This is a genomic window from Novosphingobium pentaromativorans US6-1 (assembly GCF_000767465.1).
In the GTDB taxonomy this organism is placed as follows: domain Bacteria; phylum Pseudomonadota; class Alphaproteobacteria; order Sphingomonadales; family Sphingomonadaceae; genus Novosphingobium; species Novosphingobium pentaromativorans.
This window is the reverse complement of sequence record NZ_CP009291.1, coordinates 1,201,756-1,220,336: the sequence shown is the minus strand read 5'-3', so window position 1 is coordinate 1,220,336 and position 18,581 is coordinate 1,201,756. Positions and strand designations below refer to the sequence as shown.

At 64.2% G+C, this 18,581-nt stretch carries 14 protein-coding genes and 1 pseudogene; 9 read left to right on the top strand and 6 right to left on the bottom strand.

Translation table 11 applies throughout. From position 1 onward, the window contains the following. Positions 1-228: 228 nt before the first annotated feature. Positions 229-1,083 carry a p-hydroxycinnamoyl CoA hydratase/lyase gene (locus tag JI59_RS05680; RefSeq protein ID WP_007013749.1) on the top strand — a complete coding sequence of 285 codons (855 nt, stop codon included), beginning with the start codon at positions 229-231 and terminating at the stop codon, positions 1,081-1,083. A 28-nt stretch (positions 1,084-1,111) separates the two neighbouring features. Next, positions 1,112-3,205, top strand: coding sequence for an acetate--CoA ligase family protein (locus JI59_RS05675; RefSeq protein WP_007013750.1), 2,094 nt, complete (start codon positions 1,112-1,114; stop codon positions 3,203-3,205). Between the two features lie 15 nt (positions 3,206-3,220). Here JI59_RS05675 and JI59_RS25595 read toward each other — a convergent pair whose 3' ends face one another. After that, positions 3,221-3,691, bottom strand: coding sequence for a hypothetical protein (locus JI59_RS25595; RefSeq protein ID WP_007013751.1), 471 nt, complete (start codon positions 3,689-3,691; stop codon positions 3,221-3,223). Between the two features lie 186 nt (positions 3,692-3,877). Between JI59_RS25595 and JI59_RS05665 the strand changes: the two genes are divergently transcribed. From JI59_RS05665 to pip, 4 genes are all read left to right on the top strand, one after another. Next, complete coding sequence (locus JI59_RS05665) at positions 3,878-6,259, top strand: TonB-dependent receptor (protein ID WP_052117843.1); 2,382 nt, start codon at positions 3,878-3,880, stop codon at positions 6,257-6,259. Positions 6,260-6,356: 97 nt separating this feature from the next. Continuing rightward, positions 6,357-7,754, top strand: coding sequence for an aldehyde dehydrogenase (locus JI59_RS05660; RefSeq protein ID WP_007013753.1), 1,398 nt, complete (start codon positions 6,357-6,359; stop codon positions 7,752-7,754). A 71-nt stretch (positions 7,755-7,825) separates the two neighbouring features. Continuing rightward, on the top strand, positions 7,826-9,175 hold the full coding sequence (locus JI59_RS05655) for an MFS transporter (RefSeq protein ID WP_007013754.1): 1,350 nt from the start codon (positions 7,826-7,828) through the stop codon (positions 9,173-9,175). Positions 9,176-9,253: 78 nt separating this feature from the next. Beyond that, complete coding sequence (gene pip, locus JI59_RS05650; RefSeq protein ID WP_038577084.1) at positions 9,254-10,210, top strand: prolyl aminopeptidase; 957 nt, start codon at positions 9,254-9,256, stop codon at positions 10,208-10,210. Positions 10,211-10,282: 72 nt separating this feature from the next. Here pip and JI59_RS05645 read toward each other — a convergent pair whose 3' ends face one another. The 3 genes from JI59_RS05645 to JI59_RS05635 form a co-directional block, all read right to left on the bottom strand. After that, positions 10,283-11,251, bottom strand: coding sequence for a quinone oxidoreductase family protein (locus JI59_RS05645; protein WP_038575607.1), 969 nt, complete (start codon positions 11,249-11,251; stop codon positions 10,283-10,285). A 36-nt stretch (positions 11,252-11,287) separates the two neighbouring features. Next, positions 11,288-11,518, bottom strand: a complete 231-nt coding sequence (locus tag JI59_RS05640) for a hypothetical protein (protein ID WP_007013757.1) — start codon at positions 11,516-11,518, stop codon at positions 11,288-11,290. Between the two features lie 270 nt (positions 11,519-11,788). Further along, positions 11,789-13,513 (bottom strand): thiamine pyrophosphate-dependent enzyme, encoded by a 1,725-nt coding sequence (locus JI59_RS05635; RefSeq protein ID WP_038577081.1) that lies wholly within the window; start codon positions 13,511-13,513, stop codon positions 11,789-11,791. Positions 13,514-13,661: 148 nt separating this feature from the next. Between JI59_RS05635 and JI59_RS26115 the strand changes: the two are divergent. From JI59_RS26115 to JI59_RS05625, 3 genes and pseudogenes are all read left to right on the top strand, one after another. Further along, positions 13,662-13,896: pseudogene (locus tag JI59_RS26115) on the top strand (phosphotransferase family protein); the annotation flags it as partial. Positions 13,897-14,000: 104 nt separating this feature from the next. Further along, positions 14,001-14,345: a DNA-directed RNA polymerase subunit omega gene (gene rpoZ / locus JI59_RS05630; protein ID WP_007013760.1), complete on the top strand. Its 345-nt coding sequence runs from the start codon at positions 14,001-14,003 to the stop codon at positions 14,343-14,345. A 46-nt stretch (positions 14,346-14,391) separates the two neighbouring features. Continuing rightward, entirely contained in the window at positions 14,392-15,207 is an 816-nt protein-coding gene (locus tag JI59_RS05625) for a ParA family protein (protein WP_238532565.1), read from the top strand. A gap of 108 nt (positions 15,208-15,315) precedes the next feature. Here the strand turns inward: JI59_RS05625 and ftsH are convergent, their stop codons facing one another. Together ftsH and JI59_RS05615 are read right to left on the bottom strand one after the other, a co-directional pair. Continuing rightward, positions 15,316-17,247, bottom strand: a complete 1,932-nt coding sequence (gene ftsH, locus JI59_RS05620; RefSeq protein ID WP_007013762.1) for an ATP-dependent zinc metalloprotease FtsH — start codon at positions 17,245-17,247, stop codon at positions 15,316-15,318. 120 nt (positions 17,248-17,367) lie between these two features. Next, a complete protein-coding gene (locus JI59_RS05615) occupies positions 17,368-18,441 on the bottom strand; it encodes a sensor histidine kinase (RefSeq protein WP_238532566.1) in 1,074 nt (357 codons plus the stop codon). Between the last annotated feature and the right edge of the window lie 140 nt (positions 18,442-18,581).

Genomic DNA, 18,581 nt, shown 5'->3' with positions numbered 1-18,581 from the left:
TACGCCTGCAGGCATGCATCGCCTCCAGGCCGGAAGCGGCTCGTCGTTTTTACTGCCTGATGTGCCAGGTTCCTTGAGGAATCTCGGGCCGATGCAATTGCGTCCGGCAACATGTATGCTGTTGTCCGGACAGATTGATATGGAAGATAGCTATTGCATATAGCAAAATTGAGAGTTAATCGATCAGTCGTTCCGGCCGGTTTAATCGGCAACATAGGGAGATGATCCATGGCTACGCCATCACAACCAGATCCGCGTCCTGAAGAGGAAACCGTCCGCTACGAAATCGAGGACGGCGTCGCATGGGTCTATTTCAACCGCCCCGACAAGCGCAATTGCATGAGCCCCAAGCTCAATCGCCAGATGCTGCGGGTCATCGAGGACCTCGAATTTCGCGAAGACGTGCAGGTGCTCGTCCTTACCGGCGAAGGTGTAGCCTGGTCTGCAGGCATGGACCTGCTCGAATATTTCCGCATGAACGAGGAAAAGGGTATCGGCGCCATCCGGCAGTCCCAGCGCGAAGCCTATGGCTGGTGGGAGCGCCTGCGCTGGTACGAGAAGCCGACGGTCGCGATGGTCAACGGCTGGTGCTTCGGCGGCGGCTACGGTCCGCTCTTCGCCTGCGACCTCGCGTTTTGTGCGCAGAGCGCGCAGTTCGGTCTTTCCGAGATCAACTGGGCGATCTTGCCCGGTGGCGGGGCGAGCAAGGTTGCGGCGGAACTGCTCAGCTTCCGCAAGGCCATGTACCACGCGATGATGGGTGAGAACCTGACTGGCGAACAGGCCGCGGAATGGGGTCTCGTCAACGAGTGTCTGCCGGACGACAAGCTCAGGGCCCGCGTGCAGGAAGTCTGCGACAGTCTGAAGAAGAAGGACACCAATGCCCTTCGCGCCACCAAGTGGGCGATCCGCCGGGTCCGCGAAATGACTTACGACAACGCCGAGGACTATCTCGTGCGGGCGCAGGAAGCGCTGAACGACTTCGGCGGCAAGCAGAGCCGCAAGGAAGCGACCCGCCAGTTCCTCGACGAAAAATCCTACAAGCCGGGACTTGGCGCCTTCGACAAGAGCAAGCTCGACTGAACAGCGATACGTGAGAGAGGTGCGAGACATGGATCGCTCCAAGAATATCGACAGGCTGCTCAAGCCGCGATCCGTCGCGGTTGTCGGCGCATCCGACAAGCCCGGCGCACTGGGCTCCTCGATGCTGGCCAATCTCGAGCGCAACGGGTTCGACGGGGCGATTTACCCCGTCAACCCGAAGCGCAGCGAAATCGGCGGGCGCAAGTGCTTCGCCGGAATCGAGGATTTGCCTGAAGGCGTCGATTGCGCGGTGCTTGCGATTCCACGTGCAGGCATTCTCCCGGCGCTGAAGGGGCTGGCCGAGCGCGGCGTCGGCGCGGCTGTGATCTTCTCGGCCGGCTTTGCCGAAGACGGCGAGGAAGGCCTTGCCGAGCAACGAGAGATTGCCGAGATCGCCGCCCGGCACGGCATCGTCGTCGAAGGCCCCAATTGCCTTGGCTGCGTCAATCACGTCGACAAGGTGCCGCTGACATTCGTGGAGACGGAGTGCCGCCCGCCGGAGGGGCGCGGCATCGCGGTAGTCTCGCAAAGTGGAGCGATGGCGGCCGTGCTGGCCACGATGCTGCAGTCGCGCGAACTGGGTATCAGCTATACCGTCTCGACCGGCAACGAGGCGGCGAGCGGGGTCGAGGACTATCTCGAATGGCTGATCGACGATGCGCACACGAAGATCGTCGCCATGATCGTCGAGCATTTCCGTAAACCGCAGGCCTTCCTGCAGGTGGTGGAGCGCCTGCGTGCCGCGGGCAAGGAAGTGGTCCTGCTGCATCCGGGGCGCTCGAGTGCCGCGCGGGAAAGCGCCGCGACCCACACCGGCGCCATGGCCGGCGATTACAAGGTTATGCGTGCCAAGGTCGAGCAGGCCGGGGTCATCATGGCCGAAACGCTGGAGGAACTGGCCGACGTTTCCGAGATCGCCGTGCGTTCGTCGGCCTTGCCGGAAGCGGGAGCCGCGGTTCTGGGCGAGAGCGGAGCATTCAAGGCCCTTACGCTCGATCTCTCCGAGGAGCTGAACCTGGCCTTGGCCGGGCTTGCCGATGCCGACAGTCCGGCGCTTCGGGCTGCCTTGCCCGAATTCGTTCCGGTCTCCAATCCGCTCGACATCACGGCCATGGGCCTCTCGCAGCCTCGGATCTATACCGAGACGATCGCGGCTCTGCTCGCCGATAAACGGGTCGGCGCGATCCTCGTCGGTCTGATCCAGACCGATCCGACCACCTGTGCGCTGAAGTTCCCCGCCGTGCTTGAGGCCTTGGAAGGGGGTGAAGGCGGCAAGACGGTCGTGTTCGCAGGGCTGGACGAGGGCGCCGAGGTGCCGCGCGAATGGCTTGCGCGCCTGCGCGCAGCGGGCATTGCCTGCTTCCCCAGCACCGAGCGCGCCCTGAGGGCGATAGCGCGGCTGACCCATCGCAGGCGGCCGGGCGGTGACACTGCCATCGATCCCATGCCGCTGGCGCAACTGGAGTCCGGCACGATCCCCGAATATCGCGCCAAGCAGGTGCTGGCGTCTGCCGGGATCGCCTTTCCCGAAGGTCGGTTCGCGGCAAGTGCGGATGAGGCGGTCGCTGCCGCGGCGGCACTTGGTGGCCGCGTCGCGATGAAGGCGCAAGCGGCTGCGCTGGGGCACAAGAGCGATGCAGGCGGCGTCAGGCTGGCACTCGAAGGCGAAGCTGCGGTTCGCGAGGCTTGGGCGACCATGCACGAAGCGGTGGCTGGCTACGATGCCTCGATCGTGCTGGACGGCGTGCTGATCGAAGCGATGGGGCGGCCTGGCACGGAGATGATCGTCGGTGCCAAGCGCGATGCCGAATGGGGGCCTGTCGTGCTCGTGGGGTTCGGCGGTGTTACCGCCGAAGTCCTGGGCGACGTTACGCTGATTACCCCCGGGCAGGGCGCAGAGGCCATTGCCGAGGCGATCCACGGGCTTGCACAGGCGCCCTTGCTCCGCGGATTTCGTGGCAGTGCGCCGCGCGATGTTGCAGCCTTGGCGCGGCTGGTCGAGACGGTCGGCAAGGTCATGCAGGGCAATGACCGGATTCTCGAGATCGATCTCAATCCGGTCATGCTTTATGAGGAAGGGAAGGGCCTCTCGGTTCTAGATGCGCTGATGCTGGTCGCCTGAGAAGGCGGCCGGCGGTCAGTCCACGCTATGCCAGATTGCCCGCAAGGCCGGAGCGAGATGCTCGCGATGTTGGAAAGGGATGCGTTCCATCAGGTCGATCTCGAACTGATCGAGGATCGCGCGGGCCTCGACCAGGAGGACGTCGCCTTCGGCGGTGAGGTGCAGTCCGTGCGACTTGCCGTCCAGCGGGACTTTCTCGATCAGTCTGCGCTCCTCGAGGCGGCGCAGCAGGGGCACCATGTTGGCGCTCTTGATATCGAGGACGCGGCCAATGTGGCTGGCGATGACATTGGGTATCGCATCGATCATGAGCATGACCGATGCGTCCACCTGGCGCAGGTCGAGCACCGCAAGGCGCTCGTTCAGATCGCTCATGGCAGCAGCTGCGGCGCGCTTCAGCTGGTAACCCGGCCGCATTTCGAGCGGGTCGGTGAAATCGTCTGCCACGGTATCGGAGTCTCCTTGCGCCTTGTCGAGGGCGGCCATGTTAATGCTCGTTCACAACGAAGCGATCACTGTCAAGCCAATCGACGGGTTTTGGTCTTGCACTGCGAAGATTATCACTATAATATATAGCTATAAATTATAACAGAATGCTGCGCAATCCAAGCGCATCCTCGGGCAAAAGCCCGTCATTTAAGGGAGTTGGGCATGGCTAGGCATTTGAAAATCATGCGTGGAATCTATGCGGCGTCGACCTGCCTGTCGCTGGTCGCGGCAGCGGGACTGTCCTCCACCGCGCTGGCACAGGAAGGCGAGGGCGAAACGCAGGCCAGGCGCGGCCAGAGTGAAGCAAATATCATCGTGGTAACGGCAAGGCGGCGTGAGGAAAGCCTTCAGGAAACTCCGGTCGCGATTACTGCGCTATCTGCCGAAATGCTGGAAACCCGGCAGATCCAGCAAACTCAAGACCTCGAGCGGGTCACTCCCAGCCTTCAGTTCAAGTCGGCCGGCCAGTTGTCGGGCACCAGCGCCGCGACCGTCGTGTTCATTCGCGGTATTGGCCAGCTGGACCCGACTGCCGCAGTCGATCCGGGCGTCGGCATCTACATCGATGAAGTCTATGTCGGCAGGGCCGTTGGCGGTGCCATCGACTTCGGCGACATTGCCGGGGTCGAAGTGCTTCGCGGCCCGCAGGGCACGCTCTTCGGCCGCAATACTATCGGCGGCGCAATCCTCGTGCGTACCAAGCAGCCGGTGCTTGGCGAATTCAGCGGAAAAGGCCGCGTGCGCATCGGTGACGACAACCTGCGCGAAGGTTTTGCGGCGCTCAATCTGCCGCTCGGCGAGACGGTCGCGGCGCGCGTCTCGGGCGGCTTCCGCAAGCGCGATGGCTATGTCACCCGTATCTTCGATGGCCGCGATCTGGGTAACGACAATTCCTGGAGCCTTGGCGGTTCGATCAAGTGGGAGCCGTCGAGCGATTTCGACCTGTTTATTCGGGGCGATTACAACAAGCGCGACGAAAACGGCGCGCCCTTCGTATTCGCAGGTATCAATGAGACCGCGCCGGTGCCGGCCATCGTCAGCGTCGGTGCGGGTTGTCCCGGCGCGACCATCCCGTTCGCGCCGTTGACCCCCGGCGATCCGCGTTTCGGGGCGCCTTTCGTGCCTGCTACGGCTGACGCGCGCTGCGCCAACGACGCGCAGGCCCTGGGCAAGTTCACGAATGGCGGCACGGCGCCCGTCACCAGCACGTCGGAAACCTGGGGCCTCGCCGCGACGGCGCGGGCGACCTTGTCGGACTGGCTGAGCTTCAAGTCGATCACGTCCTATCGCAAGACGAAATCACGCGGCGTTCGCGATGCGGACAACACCCCGTTCGAGATCCTGACTACCGACCTGACCACCAATTCGGAACAATTCAGCCAGGAGTTCCAGTTCCAGTTCGATTTCAACCGGCTGAACATGATCCTGGGCGGATTCTACTACAACGAGAAGAGCTTCGAACGGGCCACGGTTCTTCTTGCTTTCCCGCCGTCGCCGCCGGTCATATCCTCTGTCCTTGCCGGTGGGCCGGGCAGCCGCGATCTCCAGCTTTCCGACCTCAAGACCGATTCCGTCGCAGCCTTCGGCGAGGTGTCCTACGAACTCACCGACGATCTCGAACTGTCTGTCGGCGCGCGCTATACGAAGGACAAGAAGTCCTACATCGGCAATGTCAGCAGCCTTTTCCCCTCCACGTTGCCTGACCCCGATCCACTGCCGACCGAGGCGATTCCAGACGGTGGGCCGCTTTATATCTATTACCGGCCCTATCGGAAGAGCTTCTCGGCGCTGACCGGTTCGGCGAGCATCCGTTACAATGTAACGCCTTGGCTGAGCACTTATCTTTCCTATGCCAACAGCTTCAAGTCGGGCGGTTTCAATACCCGTTACAACGCGCCGCCGCCGGGTTTCGTGCCGGTGCCCTTCGACGAGGAGAAGGTTACCAGCTATGAAGTGGGTGCGAAGTTCGACCTTGGCGACGTCCGGTTGAACCTTGCGGCCTTCCGCGCCGACTACAAGGATATCCAGCTCATCTTCCGCCAGGGCGTCGTGCCGCTGCTGTTCAATGCCGGCAAGGCACGTATGCAGGGCTTCGAGGCGGAGTTCAGCTACCATACGGCCTGGGGCCTGCAGATCGATGCCGGACTCAGCCATCTCGACGACCAGATCCGCTCGGTCACCGACATTCCGGGCGCGACCGCGACGATCGCTCCGGGTGACGAACTGCCGCTCACGCCTTCCTTCCAGGGCAATCTGGGCATCGGCTACGAGGTCCTGCTGGGAAGCTGGACGCTGACTCCGCGCGTGGACGTCAGCTACCAGACCAAGACCACCTTCATCACCGGCAGCGTTCCCGAGATCGAGCAGGGCGACTATGCCGTGACCAACGCCTCGCTGACCCTGGCGCAGGACGGCAAGGGGCTGACCGTGCAGGCCGGTGTCCAGAACCTCTTCAACGAGCATTACAAGGTTCAGGGCAACGCCTCGCTCGCGACCCTGGGCTACGCCGAGGTGATCTACGCCCGCCCGCGCGCGTGGTACATGCAGGTTGGCTATGCGTTCTGACGTTTTACCCCCCGGCGCTCTTCCCTGAGCGTCATGGCCCGGCCCTGCCGGTAAGGCAGGGCCGGGCCTTCCTTTTTCCACATCAAGGACACGACAAATGGACTTTCAGCGCATCAATCCCATAACCGGCGAAATCGCTTCGGCTGCGACAGCCATGCAGGCCGGGGATATGGCGGCGATCGCAGCTTCCGCGGCCGCCGTGCAACCCGAATGGGCGGCGATGGGGCCCAACGCGCGGCGTGCCGTACTGAACCGCGCTGCGGACGCGCTGGAGGCGCGGGCTGACAGTTTCGTCAATGCCATGATGGGAGAAATCGGCGCGACCGAGGGCTGGGCGCGTTTCAATGTCATGCTGGCTGCAGGAACGGTCCGCGAAGCTGCTGCACTGACGACCCAGATCGCCGGCGAGGTCATTCCTTCGGACAAGCCGGGCTGCATTGCCATGGCCGTGAAGGAACCGGTCGGGGTGATCCTGGGCATCGCCCCATGGAATGCGCCGGTCATTCTGGGCGTGCGCGCCATTGCGGTTCCGCTGGCCTGCGGAAATGCTGTCATTCTCAAGGCGAGCGAGAGTTGCCCGGAAACGCACCGGCTGATTGTCGAGGCCTTTGCCGAGGCGGGATTCCCCGAAGGTCTCGTACAGTGCGTCACCAACGCTCCTGCCGATGCCGGCGAAGTCGTCGGCGCGCTCATCGACGCTCCGGAGGTCCGCCGCATCAACTTCACCGGTTCTACGGCGGTGGGCCGGATCATCGCCAGGCGGGCGGCTGAACATCTCAAGCCCTGCCTGCTCGAACTGGGCGGCAAGGCGCCGTTTATCGTGCTGGAAGATGCCGATCTCGACGAGGCGGTGAAGGCTGCCGCTTTCGGTGCCTTCATGAACCAGGGCCAGATCTGCATGTCGACCGAGCGCATCATCGTGGTCGAAGCGGTGGCCGATGAGTTCGCGCAGCGCTTCGCCGCGAAGGCCGCCTCGATGGCCGTGGGCGATCCGCGCGAGGGCAAGACACCGCTCGGCGCCGTGGTCGATCGCAAGACGGTGGACCATTGCCTCGCGCTGATCGAGGATGCGCTCGCCAAGGGTGCCCGGCAGCTGGCCGGTGGCGAGGCGCAAGGTGTGCTGATGCCGGCTCATGTCATCGACGGCGTGACCACGGACATGAAGCTGTTTCGCGACGAGAGCTTCGGGCCGGTTGTCGGGATAGTGCGGGCCAGGGACGCCGACCATGCCGTGGCGCTTGCCAATGACAGCGAATACGGCCTGTCTTCCGCCATCTTCACGCGCGACATCCCGCGCGGCATGAAGCTGGCGCGGCAGGTCCGTGCGGGCATCTGTCACGTCAATGGACCGACCGTGCATGACGAACCCCAAATGCCGTTCGGCGGGGTCGGCGCGTCGGGCTACGGCCGCTTCGGCGGGCGTCAGGGCATCGACAGCTTCACCGAGACCCGCTGGATCACAGTGGAGACCGAGGGTGGCCACTACCCGATCTGAGGGCAGGCGCTAAGAGCGCCACCGATCCGGACAGACACCAGGACCAGCCCGCGGGCGGGAGAGAAAAGCAGATGGCATCAAGCGTAACCGATCCGCGTGAGATCGTCGATTCGGGGCGCATGACCTGGCGGCAGATCGTCGTCGTGGCCTTGTGCGTGCTGCTCAACGGACTGGATGGCTTCGACGTCCTTTCGATCAGCTTTGCCGCTCCGGGTATCGCGGCCGACTGGGGTGTAGACCGCGCTGCCCTTGGTCTCATCCTCTCGATGGAGCTGATCGGCATGTCGGTCGGCTCCATCCTGCTGGGCATGGCGGCGGACCGGCTGGGCCGCATTCCCGTGGTGATAGCCAGCCTGCTGGTGATGGCCGCAGGCATGACGGCGGCGGCACTGTCCGGCGGCATCGTCCAGCTTGCAGTGATCCGCCTGATCACCGGACTGGGGATCGGCGGCATGCTGGCCTGCTGCAACGCCATCGTCGCAGAAGCGTCGAACGCACGCTATCGCTCTGCTGCCGTGGCGATCATGGCAGCGGGTTATCCGCTGGGCGCGATCGTCGGCGGCGGCATCGCCTCGAGCCTGCTTGTCGAGGGAACCTGGCGCGACATCTTCTGGCTGGGTGCGGGCATGACCATTGCCTTCCTGCCGGTCGTCCTGCTGGTCCTGCCGGAATCGATCGACCTTTCGATGCGCCGGTTCGGTCCCGGGGGAGCGCTGGGCAGGGTGAACAAGTCGCTGCGTCGGCTGGGCCACCGGGTCGTCGAGATGGTGCCGCCGGTCGAAGCCGTCGGCAGGGCGGACCGAGAGGGACTGTTCAAGGGCGACATGCGCCGGGTCACCATCCTGCTGACCGTTGCCTACTTCTTCCACATGACCGCGTTCTATTTCATCCTCAAGTGGATCCCCAAGATCGTGGTCGACATGGGCTTCGAGCCTTCTGCGGCCGGCGGCGTGCTCGTCTGGGCCAATGTGGGCGGGATGACCGGTTCGCTGCTGTTCAGCTTGCTGGCCACGCGCATGCCGCTGCGCAAGCTGATGGTAGCGATACTCGTGCTCAGTTTCCTGATGATCGCGGCTTTCGGCCTGACGACGGGCGGCCTCGATCCGCTCAAGCGGGCTGCGGCTATTGCCGGGTTCTTCTCCAATGCCGCCGTAGTCGGTCTTTATGCCCTGATCGCGGCGGCCTATCCGGCGCGGCTGCGGGCCGGGGGCACCGGCATCGTCATCGGCCTGGGACGCGGCGGTGCAGCGCTGGGACCGGTCGTGGCCGGGTTCCTTTTCGCGAGCGGTTTCAGTCTTCCGCTGGTCGCAGCTGCCATCGGGCTCGGTTCGATCGTCGCGGCCTTCGCAATCCTGGGACTGCCGCTGGAGCGGCCCGTCGACCGCGCGTCTGCAGGCGATGAAGCGCGCCGGGCCGGCTAGGATTACCGGTCGCCCGGCGCTCGCCGGGTCGTGGGTTTCGATCTGGCGATTTGCACGGCGATGGCGCAGGATGGCGCCATGCTACGCACTTTGTATCCCCCCATCGAACCTTATGACACCGGCATGCTCGACACGGGCGAGGGCCATTCGATCTATTATGAGCGCTGCGGTACGCCAGGCGCCAAGCCCGCCGTGTTCCTGCACGGAGGTCCCGGTGGCGGGATCGCGCCGGCGCACCGCTGCCTCTTCGATCCCGATCTCTACGATGTGCTGCTGTTCGACCAGCGCGGCTGTGGCCGCTCTACCCCGCATGCCGGCCTCGACGACAACACGACCTGGCACCTGGTGGCCGACATCGAAAGGCTGCGCGAGTTGGTCGGCGCCGAACGGTGGCTCGTCTTGGGCGGATCCTGGGGCTCGACGCTCGGCCTCGCTTATGCGCAGACCTATCCCGAACGGGTGAGCGAACTGGTCCTGCGCGGCATCTACATGTGTTCCAAGGACGAACTCGACTGGTTCTACCAGTTCGGCGTCTCGCAGATGTTCCCGGACAAGTACGAGCGCCTTATCGCGCCTGTTCCCGAAGCCGAGCGGGGCGACATCCTGCGGGCCTATCATCGCCGGTTGACTACCGGGCCGGTGGAAGACCGGATCTCCGCCGCCCGGACCTGGAGCATGTTCGAGGGGGAAACGATTACGCTGCTGCCCGACCCCGCGATGTCGGCGCAGCACGACGACGGCCATTTCGCACTGGCCTTCGCCCGGTTGGAGACGCACTATTTCGTCAACGACTGCTGGCTGGAACCGGGTCAACTGCTGCGCGATGCGCGCAAGCTCAAGCCTATTGCGGGCACTATCGTTCATGGCCGCTACGACATGCCGTGTCCGGCGCATTACGCCTGGGCGCTGCACAACGCCTGGCCGGAGGCCGATTTCCACCTCATCGAAGGGGCAGGCCACGCCTATTCCGAACCGGGCATCCTCGACCGCCTCATTCGCGCGACCGATCGTTACGCGGGCAAGGTCGGCGCCTAGCGCGCACGATTATCGAAGGCGGTGTCTGGCGAAGCCGCAGGGCAAGCGCACCTCCGGCTGTGGCTTCACGATTTAACGGCTGACTTTCATGAGCACGCGGCCGAAGGGATGGCCCTCGGCGACATGCCGATGCGCGGCGACCGCGTCGGCGAGATCGAACACCGCGTCGATCGGCATCTGCAGATTGCCTTCGGCCATGCGCCGGGCGATGTCGGCTAGCAGGGCGTGGGCGCGTTCGGTATGCATCTCGCGGCCGAAGGAAATGCCGTAGACGTGCATCGCCTTTCGGATCAGTTCGAAGAACCCGAAGCTGGGCAGGTTGCCCGTGGCGGCGCCGATGACGGCGTAGCGGCCATGCGGGCGGATCGCGTTGACGAGGGCATCCTTGCCCTGTCCACCGGCAAGGTCGAGAATGAGGTCGATGCCCTTGCCCCCGGTGATCTCCTTGCACCGCGCAGCGATGTCCTCCGTGCGGTAGTCGATGCCGTGGTGAAGGCCGAAAGGCACGATCCGTTCCAGTCGTTCGTGGCTGGATGCCGTGCCGATCACGACCGCGCCTGCCTGACTGGCAAGTTGTACGGCAGCAAGGCCGACGCCGCCTGCCGCGCCCTGGACAAGGACGAATTCGCCCGGCTGCATCTGCCCGAACTGGAACAGCGAGTCATGCGCGGTGCCGAAGGGAACCGGGATGGTTGCCGCCTGCCGCAAGTCCATGCCTTCGGGCACGGGATAGGCGTAATGCTCGGGCACTGCGAAAAGCTCGGCATGGCTGCCGTGCCAGTTGAAGCCCACGACTTTGTCGCCTTCCTTGAAGCGGGTGACATCGGACCCCGCGGCAATAACGGTTCCTGCAGCCTGGTAGCCGGGAACGAACGGCGTCGAGGGCGGCGGCGCGACCAGCCGGTTGAGCAGGTCGCCACCTTCGATGGAGACCCATTCGACGGCGATGAGCACGGTCCCGGGGCCGACCTCGGGGTCGGGCAGGTCGCCATATTGCATGACCTGCGGCCCGCCGTTCTCGAAGTAATAGACTGCCTTCATGATCTCGCTCGCCGATTGACTGAGGGGCCGAGCAGGTCAGGCCGCGCTTGCGGCTGCCTTGGCCCTGGATGCGGCATGGAAGACCGAAGGATCGTAGTCGCAGGTTTTGATCTCGCAGCACTTGCCATTGCGCAACTTGAATACCCCGCCTGGCTCCGCCGGCGCAAGGTTCGGGTCGGCAAAGCGAAACGAAAGAAGTGTCACGGCGTGGTTCTTGCCTGCGGTCGTCTCGACCCGGTCGATGCTGGCGACATTGCACATCGCCATGACCTTGGTGCAAAGTTCCTTGAGTGCGGTCTTGCCGCGCTATGTCCCGGCCATGGGCAGACCGTCTGCATCGCGGCCTCTATGAGGACACGTGCATCAAGATCGACGGCAGGTGGCTGTTCAAGAGCCGTTCGTTCCGCAGTCTTCTCCAAAGCCGGCGCCCACCCAGGGGCTCTCGAAGCAGTCGACCTGCCGCATGAAGGAAAGGGCCCGGCGGGAACCCGGGTCCCTCTTCGTTTCGGCGCGCATTTCCAGTGCGCTTTGCGAAAGTCAGGACAGTGCGCCCTTGACCAGATCGACGACATCGCCGGTGCGGCCGGACAGGACCGCCTTGGCTGAATAGAGCGCAGTGCCAAAGACCTGCTTTGCCTCGACCTTGGGCGGCATGACCAGTTCGTAGCGGTCGGTGACGACATCGAGCAGGGCCGGGCCCGGATGGGCCAGCCATTGCGCGACTGCCGCGTCTAGGTCGCTCGCCTTCTCGACGCGGCGTCCCCAGAAGCCGATGACTTCGGCCATGCGGGCGAAGTCCGGATTCTTGAGGTCGGTATAGGCATCGAGCAGCCCTTCGACCTTCTGCTCCAGTTCCACGAATCCCAGCGAGGAATTGTCGAAGACGCAGACCTTGATAGGCAGGTCCTCCTGCACGGCGGTGAGCAGGTCTCCCAGGAGCATGGTGAGCCCGCCGTCACCCGATAGCGAGATGACCTGCCGATCCGGGAATGCGGCCTTTGCGCCCAGCGCCTGCGGCATGGCATTGGCCATCGTCCCGTGCGTCAGCGAGACCATGGTACGGTTGCGCCCCGTCGAGGGGACGTGACGCAGGCACCAGACCATCGGTGAGCCGCCGTCGGCGGTCCAGATCGCATCGACATCGGCGTGGCGGGCAATCGTCTCGGTCAGGTACTGGGGATGAATGGCGTGATCGTCATCGGCCTTGGCGTGCCGCTCCTGCTCGCTCACTGCGCGCTCGCGATGCTTGAGGCATTCATCGAGGAAGTCGCGATCCGCGCATTCGTCGACCAGCGGGAGCAGTGCATCCAGCGTATCGCGCACATTGCCCACCGCGGCATGGTCGACGGGGTGACGCCTGCCCAGATGGGTGCCGTCGATGTCGATCTGCAGGATCGTAGCCTTGTCGGGATAGTACTGGCGCCAGGCGAAGTCGCAGCCGAGCAGCAGCAGCGTGTCGCAGTCCATCAGCGCGTGATAGCCGGCTTCGGATCCGAATATGCCGGTCATGCCGACGAGGTTGGGATTATCGTGCTCGAGGAAGTCCTTGGCGCGCGAGGTGTGGGCGACCGGAGCCTTGAGCTTTGCGGCAAGGGCGAGGACTTGCGCGTGGGCTGCCTCGCAGCCCGACCCACCGTAGATGGCGATACGTCCACCGTCGTTGAGAGCATCGGCGAAGGTCTGCAGTTCGGCTTGCGAAGGCAGGGTTCGCGGCTGCGACCTGTGGACGAGGAAAGGCGGCTCCTCGGGAGCATCGGCCTGCGATACGTCGGCAGGCACGATCAGGACGGCGACACCTTTCCTGGCCAGAGCGGCCTGAGCTGCCATGGCCGTCTTGCGGCGGGCCTGCGCGGGTGTGCGGATCTCCTCGCAGAAGACGCTGCACGCGGCATAGACCTGGCGGAAGTCCACTTCCTGCGGGAAGTCGAACCCCAGTTCGTCGCGCACGATCTGGCTGGCGATCAGCACCACGGGTGCGCGGTTGCGGTGGCTTTCGAACAGACCGTTGATGAAATGCAGGCTGCCTGGCCCGCACGATCCCGCGCAGGCGGCCAGTTCGCCGGTCAGCATCGCGTCGGCGCCGGCTGCGAAGCCGCCGGCCTCCTCGTGGCGGACGTGAATCCAGCGCATATCGCTGCGCCGGATTGCGTCGGTGACGTGGTTCAGTGTGTCGCCCGGGACGCCGTAGCATCGCCGCACGCCAGCCTGCTCGAGCGTTTCGACGATGACGTCGGCAACCTTGGCGGACTTGATGCTGGGCATGAGGGAAATCTCCGTGTTTCCCTTGGACAACCAGCCAGACCCCGGCAGGGTTTCGTGCATTGCGGACAATTCTTCGTGCCCCGCGTGCAAGTAGTCGCCCACCGGCGCGTCGTAGTTGATGCCCAGCGAGCCGGTCCCGCGCGGGGCCATGCCCAGCGAGAAGGACTACGTCGCGGCCTATTGCCGGCGCGCCGGGCGCAAGGACATGCCGGGCTCGCTATTGCATGGCCTTCAACTTCTTCCGCCTCGCCGCGATCTTCCGCGGCATCAAGGGCCGCGGGATCCGCAGCACCGCAGCCAATGCACAGGCGAAGGAATGCGCCGAGGCCTTTCCAGAGCTGGCCCGACTGGCGCTGCAGGCTTCGCGCGGGGAACTGGGCTGACAGGGAAGGGGCCTAAATGCGCCTCCCCCGCGTTTTCTTGACTTTCCCGGCCCATCTGCCTATTGGACGGCCTTTCCGAACCAGCAGATTCTTACGGAGTGCCCATGGCGCGCGTTACTGTCGAAGATTGCGTCGACAAGATTCCCAACCGCTTCGATCTCGTCCTGCTTGCCGCACAGCGTGCGCGTGAGATCTCAGGTGGTGCGGAGCTGACCGTCGACCGCGACCGTGACAAGAATCCGGTTGTTGCCCTGCGCGAAATCGCCGAGCAGACGGTTCGTCCCGCCGAGCTCAAGGAAACGCTCATCACCTCGATGCAGCGCGTCCTGCCTGACGACGATGACGAGATGGACGATGTCGGCTCGCTCAGCCAGTCGGCCGAGGCCCTGCGGATCACGGCATCGGCGCCGACCCGCAACACCTCGATCGGCGGCGATTACGACGGTTGATAGTCAAAGGTTGACTGGAACTGGTTGACCGGCAAGTCTCTGCGGGGTGAGTGGAAAGAAACGTACACTGCCCCGCATAGCCGGCAGCACCAGTGCCAGATCATCCGGGAGGGCGAAGCCCTCCGGTGCGACAATCGCCATCTACAGTGTCAAGGGCGGCGTAGGTAAGACCACCTTCGCCGCCAATCTTGCGTGGTGCGCGGCCAACTTGTCCGGGAATCGCACCCTGCTGTGGGATCTTGATGCAGCAGGGGGCTCGGCCTTCCTGTTCGACCTCGAGCCCACGGGATCGCGCCTTGCCGAAGATGTCTTCTCGAAAGAAGAATCGCCCGAGCGGCTGATCCAGCATACCACCATCGATGGTATCGATGTCCTGCCGGCCGACGAGAGTCTGCGCGCGCTCGACACCAAGCTCATCCAGATCGGCAAGCGCAAGCGTCTCGCCAAGCTTACCGCGCAGTTGGCGACCGACTACGATCGTATCATCCTGGATTGCCCGCCGGTGATGAACGAGGTGAGCGCGCAGGTCGTGCGCGCAGCGGATCTCGTCATCGTGCCGTTGCCGCCATCGCCGCTTTCGTCGCGGGCCTTCGATCTCGTGGTTCGGGAGATCGCGGGCAATACCCGCAAGCATCCGCCGATCCTGCCGGTACTCTCGATGCTCGACCTGCGGCGCGGGCTACACCGTGAAGTGCTCAAGGAGCATCCGAACTGGCCTGCCATCCCCTATGCCAGCGTAGTGGAGCAAAGCGCGGTTCGCCAGCAGCCCGTCGGGGCTTTCGCGCCCCAGAGTCCGGCTGCGAAGCAGTTCGCGCTCTTGTGGAATGCGATCGAGCGCAAGCTGGCTGAACGCCGCAAATAGGCGGTCGGCCCGAAGCGTGCAGGCAAGCAAAAGGGGCGGTGAGCATCTCTGCTCGCCGCCCCCTCCTGCATTTTCCCGAGGGAAAACCGCGGTACGCTATCCGCTGGATCAGGCCCCTTGCGGCGCTGTGCCTCCGGAGAAGCGCTTGCCGGCCTTGGGAATCGAGGACCCAGCCACGCGCGCGGGCTTGCCCTTGCCGCTCGGCTCGCTGGGCCGGTCGATCTCGCCGGTATCCATGAGCTGCTTGATCTCGTCGCCAGAGAGCGTCTCGTACTCGAGCATGGCGTTGGCGAGCAGATGCAGTTGCTCGTTCTTCTCGTTGAGGATCTGCGTGGCGCGCGCATGGGCCGTGTCGACCAGCAGGCGGATCTCGCTGTCGATCAGCTTGTTGGTCTCGTCCGAGGCCATCAGTCGATGCGAGCCGCCCATGCCGAGGTAGCCTTCCTGCTGCTCTTCGTACTGCAGCGGGCCGAGCTTGTCGGACATGCCCCACTTGGTGACCATGTTGCGGGCCAGGCTGGTGGCATACTGGATGTCCGACGAGGCGCCGCTGGAGACCTTGTCGTGTCCGAAGATGATTTCCTCGGCGACGCGGCCGCCCATCGCGACCGAGAGGTTCGCGAGCATCTTGTCACGGTGATACGAGTAGGAATCGCGTTCCGGCAGGCGCATGACCATGCCCAGCGCGCGGCCGCGCGGGATGATCGTTGCCTTGTGGATCGGGTCCGAGGCTTCTTCGTTGAGCGAGACGATCGCGTGGCCGGCCTCGTGATAGGCGGTCATCTTTTTCTCGTCGTCGGTCATGACCATCGAGCGGCGTTCCGCGCCCATCATGACCTTGTCCTTGGCGTCCTCGAATTCCTGCATGGCCACGAGACGCTTGTTGCGACGCGCGGCAAGCAGGGCGGCCTCGTTGACGAGGTTGGCGAGGTCCGCGCCCGAGAAGCCCGGCGTACCGCGGGCGATGACGCGCGGATTGACGTCGGGGGCAAGCGGCACCTTCTTCATGTGCACTTCGAGAATCTTCTCGCGGCCCTCGATGTCTGGAACCGGCACGACGACCTGGCGGTCGAAGCGGCCCGGGCGCAGCAGCGCGGGGTCGAGCACGTCCGGACGGTTGGTGGCGGCGATGATGATAATGCCTTCGTTGGCCTCGAAGCCGTCCATCTCGACCAGCAGCTGGTTCAGCGTCTGCTCGCGCTCGTCGTTCGAATTGCCGAGGCCATGGCCGCGGTGACGGCCCACGGCGTCGATTTCGTCGATGAAGACGATGCAAGGTGCATTCTTCTTCGCCTGCTCGAACATGTCGCGCACACGGCTGGCGCCCACGCCCACGAACATCTCGACGAAATCCGAACCGGAGATGGTGAAGAAGGGAACGCCCGCTTCACCCGCGATGGCGCGGGCGAGCAGCGTCTTGCCGGTACCGGGCGAGCCGACCAGCAGCGCGCCCTTGGGGATCTGGCCGCCGAGCTTGGAGAAGCGCGAGGGATCGCGCAGGAACTCGACGATTTCCTCCAGTTCCTCGCGCGCTTCGTCGATGCCCGCGACGTCTGCAAAGGTAACGCGGCCCGACCGTTCGGTGAGCAGCTTCGCCTTCGACTTGCCGAAGCCCATCGCGCCCGAGCCGCCACCTTTCTGAACCTGGCGCAGCGCGAAGAATGCAATGCCGACGATCAACAGGAAGGGCAGGGTCTGGGCCAGGATGTAAACCAGCAGGTTGCCTTCCTCGGGCGCCTTGCCGGCATACTTGACGTCATTGGCCTGGAGCAGCTGCGTCAGGGTGGTGTCGCCCGGAACTGGCACGGTGGAGAATGTGTCGCCGTTCTTCATCTGGCCATCGATGCGTTCCTCGCCGATCTCGACCGCCATCACGCTGCCTTCGGCAACCTTGGCGCGGAAATCGGAATAGGGAATCATCGGGCCAGCGTCGCTGCGCGAACTGAACATGGAAACCACCATGAGCAGTGCAAGGAAGATGCCACCCCAGACGAGGAGGCTCTTGACCCAGGGATTGCCGTTGGGCTGGTCGTCGTTCATTGTCGGATAAACCGTCCTTTCGTCCGCCAATGTAAGCGCGGATGGCTGAATCGCAAGTTAGCGAAGCCGTATAGACTGATCGAATCGACAGGTCGTTGCAGGCGGTTGCCCTGCCATATGTTACGGGAGGGCCTTCTCCGGCGCCCGCATTTGCGAGGCAGGCAGGACCATCGTCATCCGCGCGCCGCTCGAATGGGGCGCAGAACCGCGGTTTTCCAGGATCATCCGGCCCTCCAGTTGCTGGCTGAGCAGCCGCGAGATGCGCAGGCCCACGCTGTCCGCCTTTTCGAGGTCGAACCCGTCGGGCAGACCGGCGCCATTGTCCTCGACAGAGAGGAGGATGTCGTCGTCCCGCTGGAGGACCTTCACGAGAATCGTTCCACTCTCGCGCTCGCAAAGCCCATGCTCCAGCGCATTGGCCACCGCTTCCGAAAGAATCAGGGCAAGCGGAACGGCAGTCCCGGGCCTGAGGACGATGCCGGAGTCCGCTTCGATGTTGCACGCGATCCCGGGCCTGCCGTTCGAGACCATTAACTGGCCCACGACTTCGCGGATGAAGCTGTCGAGCGGCATGAGATCGCCATCGGGGCGGTAGAGCTGGCGCTGGATTCGCCCGATCACCTGAAGGCGCGAGACGGCGTCGGACAGGGCGTTGCGTGCGCTCGGTTCGTTAAGTCCGCGCAGCTGGAGGGACAGGACCGCCGCGATCATCTGCAGGTTGTTACCGACCCGGTGCTGCATTTCCTGAAACAGCAGTTCGCTGCGATCGGCAAGCCGCCCACGCTCTTCTGCCAGCTCACGCACGTTCTCCCGTGCATCGAGCAGCCTGCGGTTCGCGGCCTGCATGAGGTGGACGAGGCCGATGTCGACTGCGACCACACCGCCATAGAACAGCAGCGCGGTCACAGTTCCGCTGTCGCCGTGGAAGGAGAGACGCGGAGGGATGAAGAAATACCACGCGAACAGGCCGCAGAGCACGGCCGCGACGATGCCCGGGCGCGGGCCGAACAGGAACGAGGTGATGATGACAGCCGGGAAGAACGTCAGATAAGGGTAGCCCGGAGGGAAAGCGCCATCGAGTTCCCAGCGCAGCAGCAGGGCCAGCAGGCACAGCGCAAGCGTCACGCCATATTGCACCGGCGGCATGCCGCTCAGCAGCGGCAGGCGTTCGGTGAATCGGCTGATCTTGCTCAAGTCAGTCCCCATGGGGTTGGCAGGGAACGGTCCTGCCGATCCGGGCTGCTTATCTTTCTTGCGGTCATTGCCAGGGCGATTCGCATTGAGGTCCCTTGCATCGAATCGTCCAGCTTCAAGGCGATAGACGCTTGAACGCA

Excerpts from the sequence above, each read along its gene's own strand:
- JI59_RS05675 (WP_007013750.1), top strand. The coding sequence starts at position 1,112 with ATGGATCGCTCCAAGAATATCGACAGGCTGCTCAAGCCGCGATCCGTC.
- pip (WP_038577084.1), top strand. The coding sequence starts at position 9,254 with ATGCTACGCACTTTGTATCCCCCCATCGAACCTTATGACACCGGCATG.
- JI59_RS05635 (WP_038577081.1), bottom strand. The coding sequence starts at position 13,513 with ATGCCCAGCATCAAGTCCGCCAAGGTTGCCGACGTCATCGTCGAAACG.
- JI59_RS25595 (WP_007013751.1), bottom strand. The coding sequence starts at position 3,691 with ATGGCCGCCCTCGACAAGGCGCAAGGAGACTCCGATACCGTGGCAGAC.
- JI59_RS05645 (WP_038575607.1), bottom strand. The coding sequence starts at position 11,251 with ATGAAGGCAGTCTATTACTTCGAGAACGGCGGGCCGCAGGTCATGCAA.
- JI59_RS05680 (WP_007013749.1), top strand. The coding sequence starts at position 229 with ATGGCTACGCCATCACAACCAGATCCGCGTCCTGAAGAGGAAACCGTC.
- JI59_RS05665 (WP_052117843.1), top strand. The coding sequence starts at position 3,878 with ATGCGTGGAATCTATGCGGCGTCGACCTGCCTGTCGCTGGTCGCGGCA.
- JI59_RS05640 (WP_007013757.1), bottom strand. The coding sequence starts at position 11,518 with ATGGCGATGTGCAATGTCGCCAGCATCGACCGGGTCGAGACGACCGCA.
- JI59_RS05660 (WP_007013753.1), top strand. The coding sequence starts at position 6,357 with ATGGACTTTCAGCGCATCAATCCCATAACCGGCGAAATCGCTTCGGCT.
- JI59_RS05655 (WP_007013754.1), top strand. The coding sequence starts at position 7,826 with ATGGCATCAAGCGTAACCGATCCGCGTGAGATCGTCGATTCGGGGCGC.
- ftsH (WP_007013762.1), bottom strand. The coding sequence starts at position 17,247 with ATGAACGACGACCAGCCCAACGGCAATCCCTGGGTCAAGAGCCTCCTC.
- rpoZ (WP_007013760.1), top strand. The coding sequence starts at position 14,001 with ATGGCGCGCGTTACTGTCGAAGATTGCGTCGACAAGATTCCCAACCGC.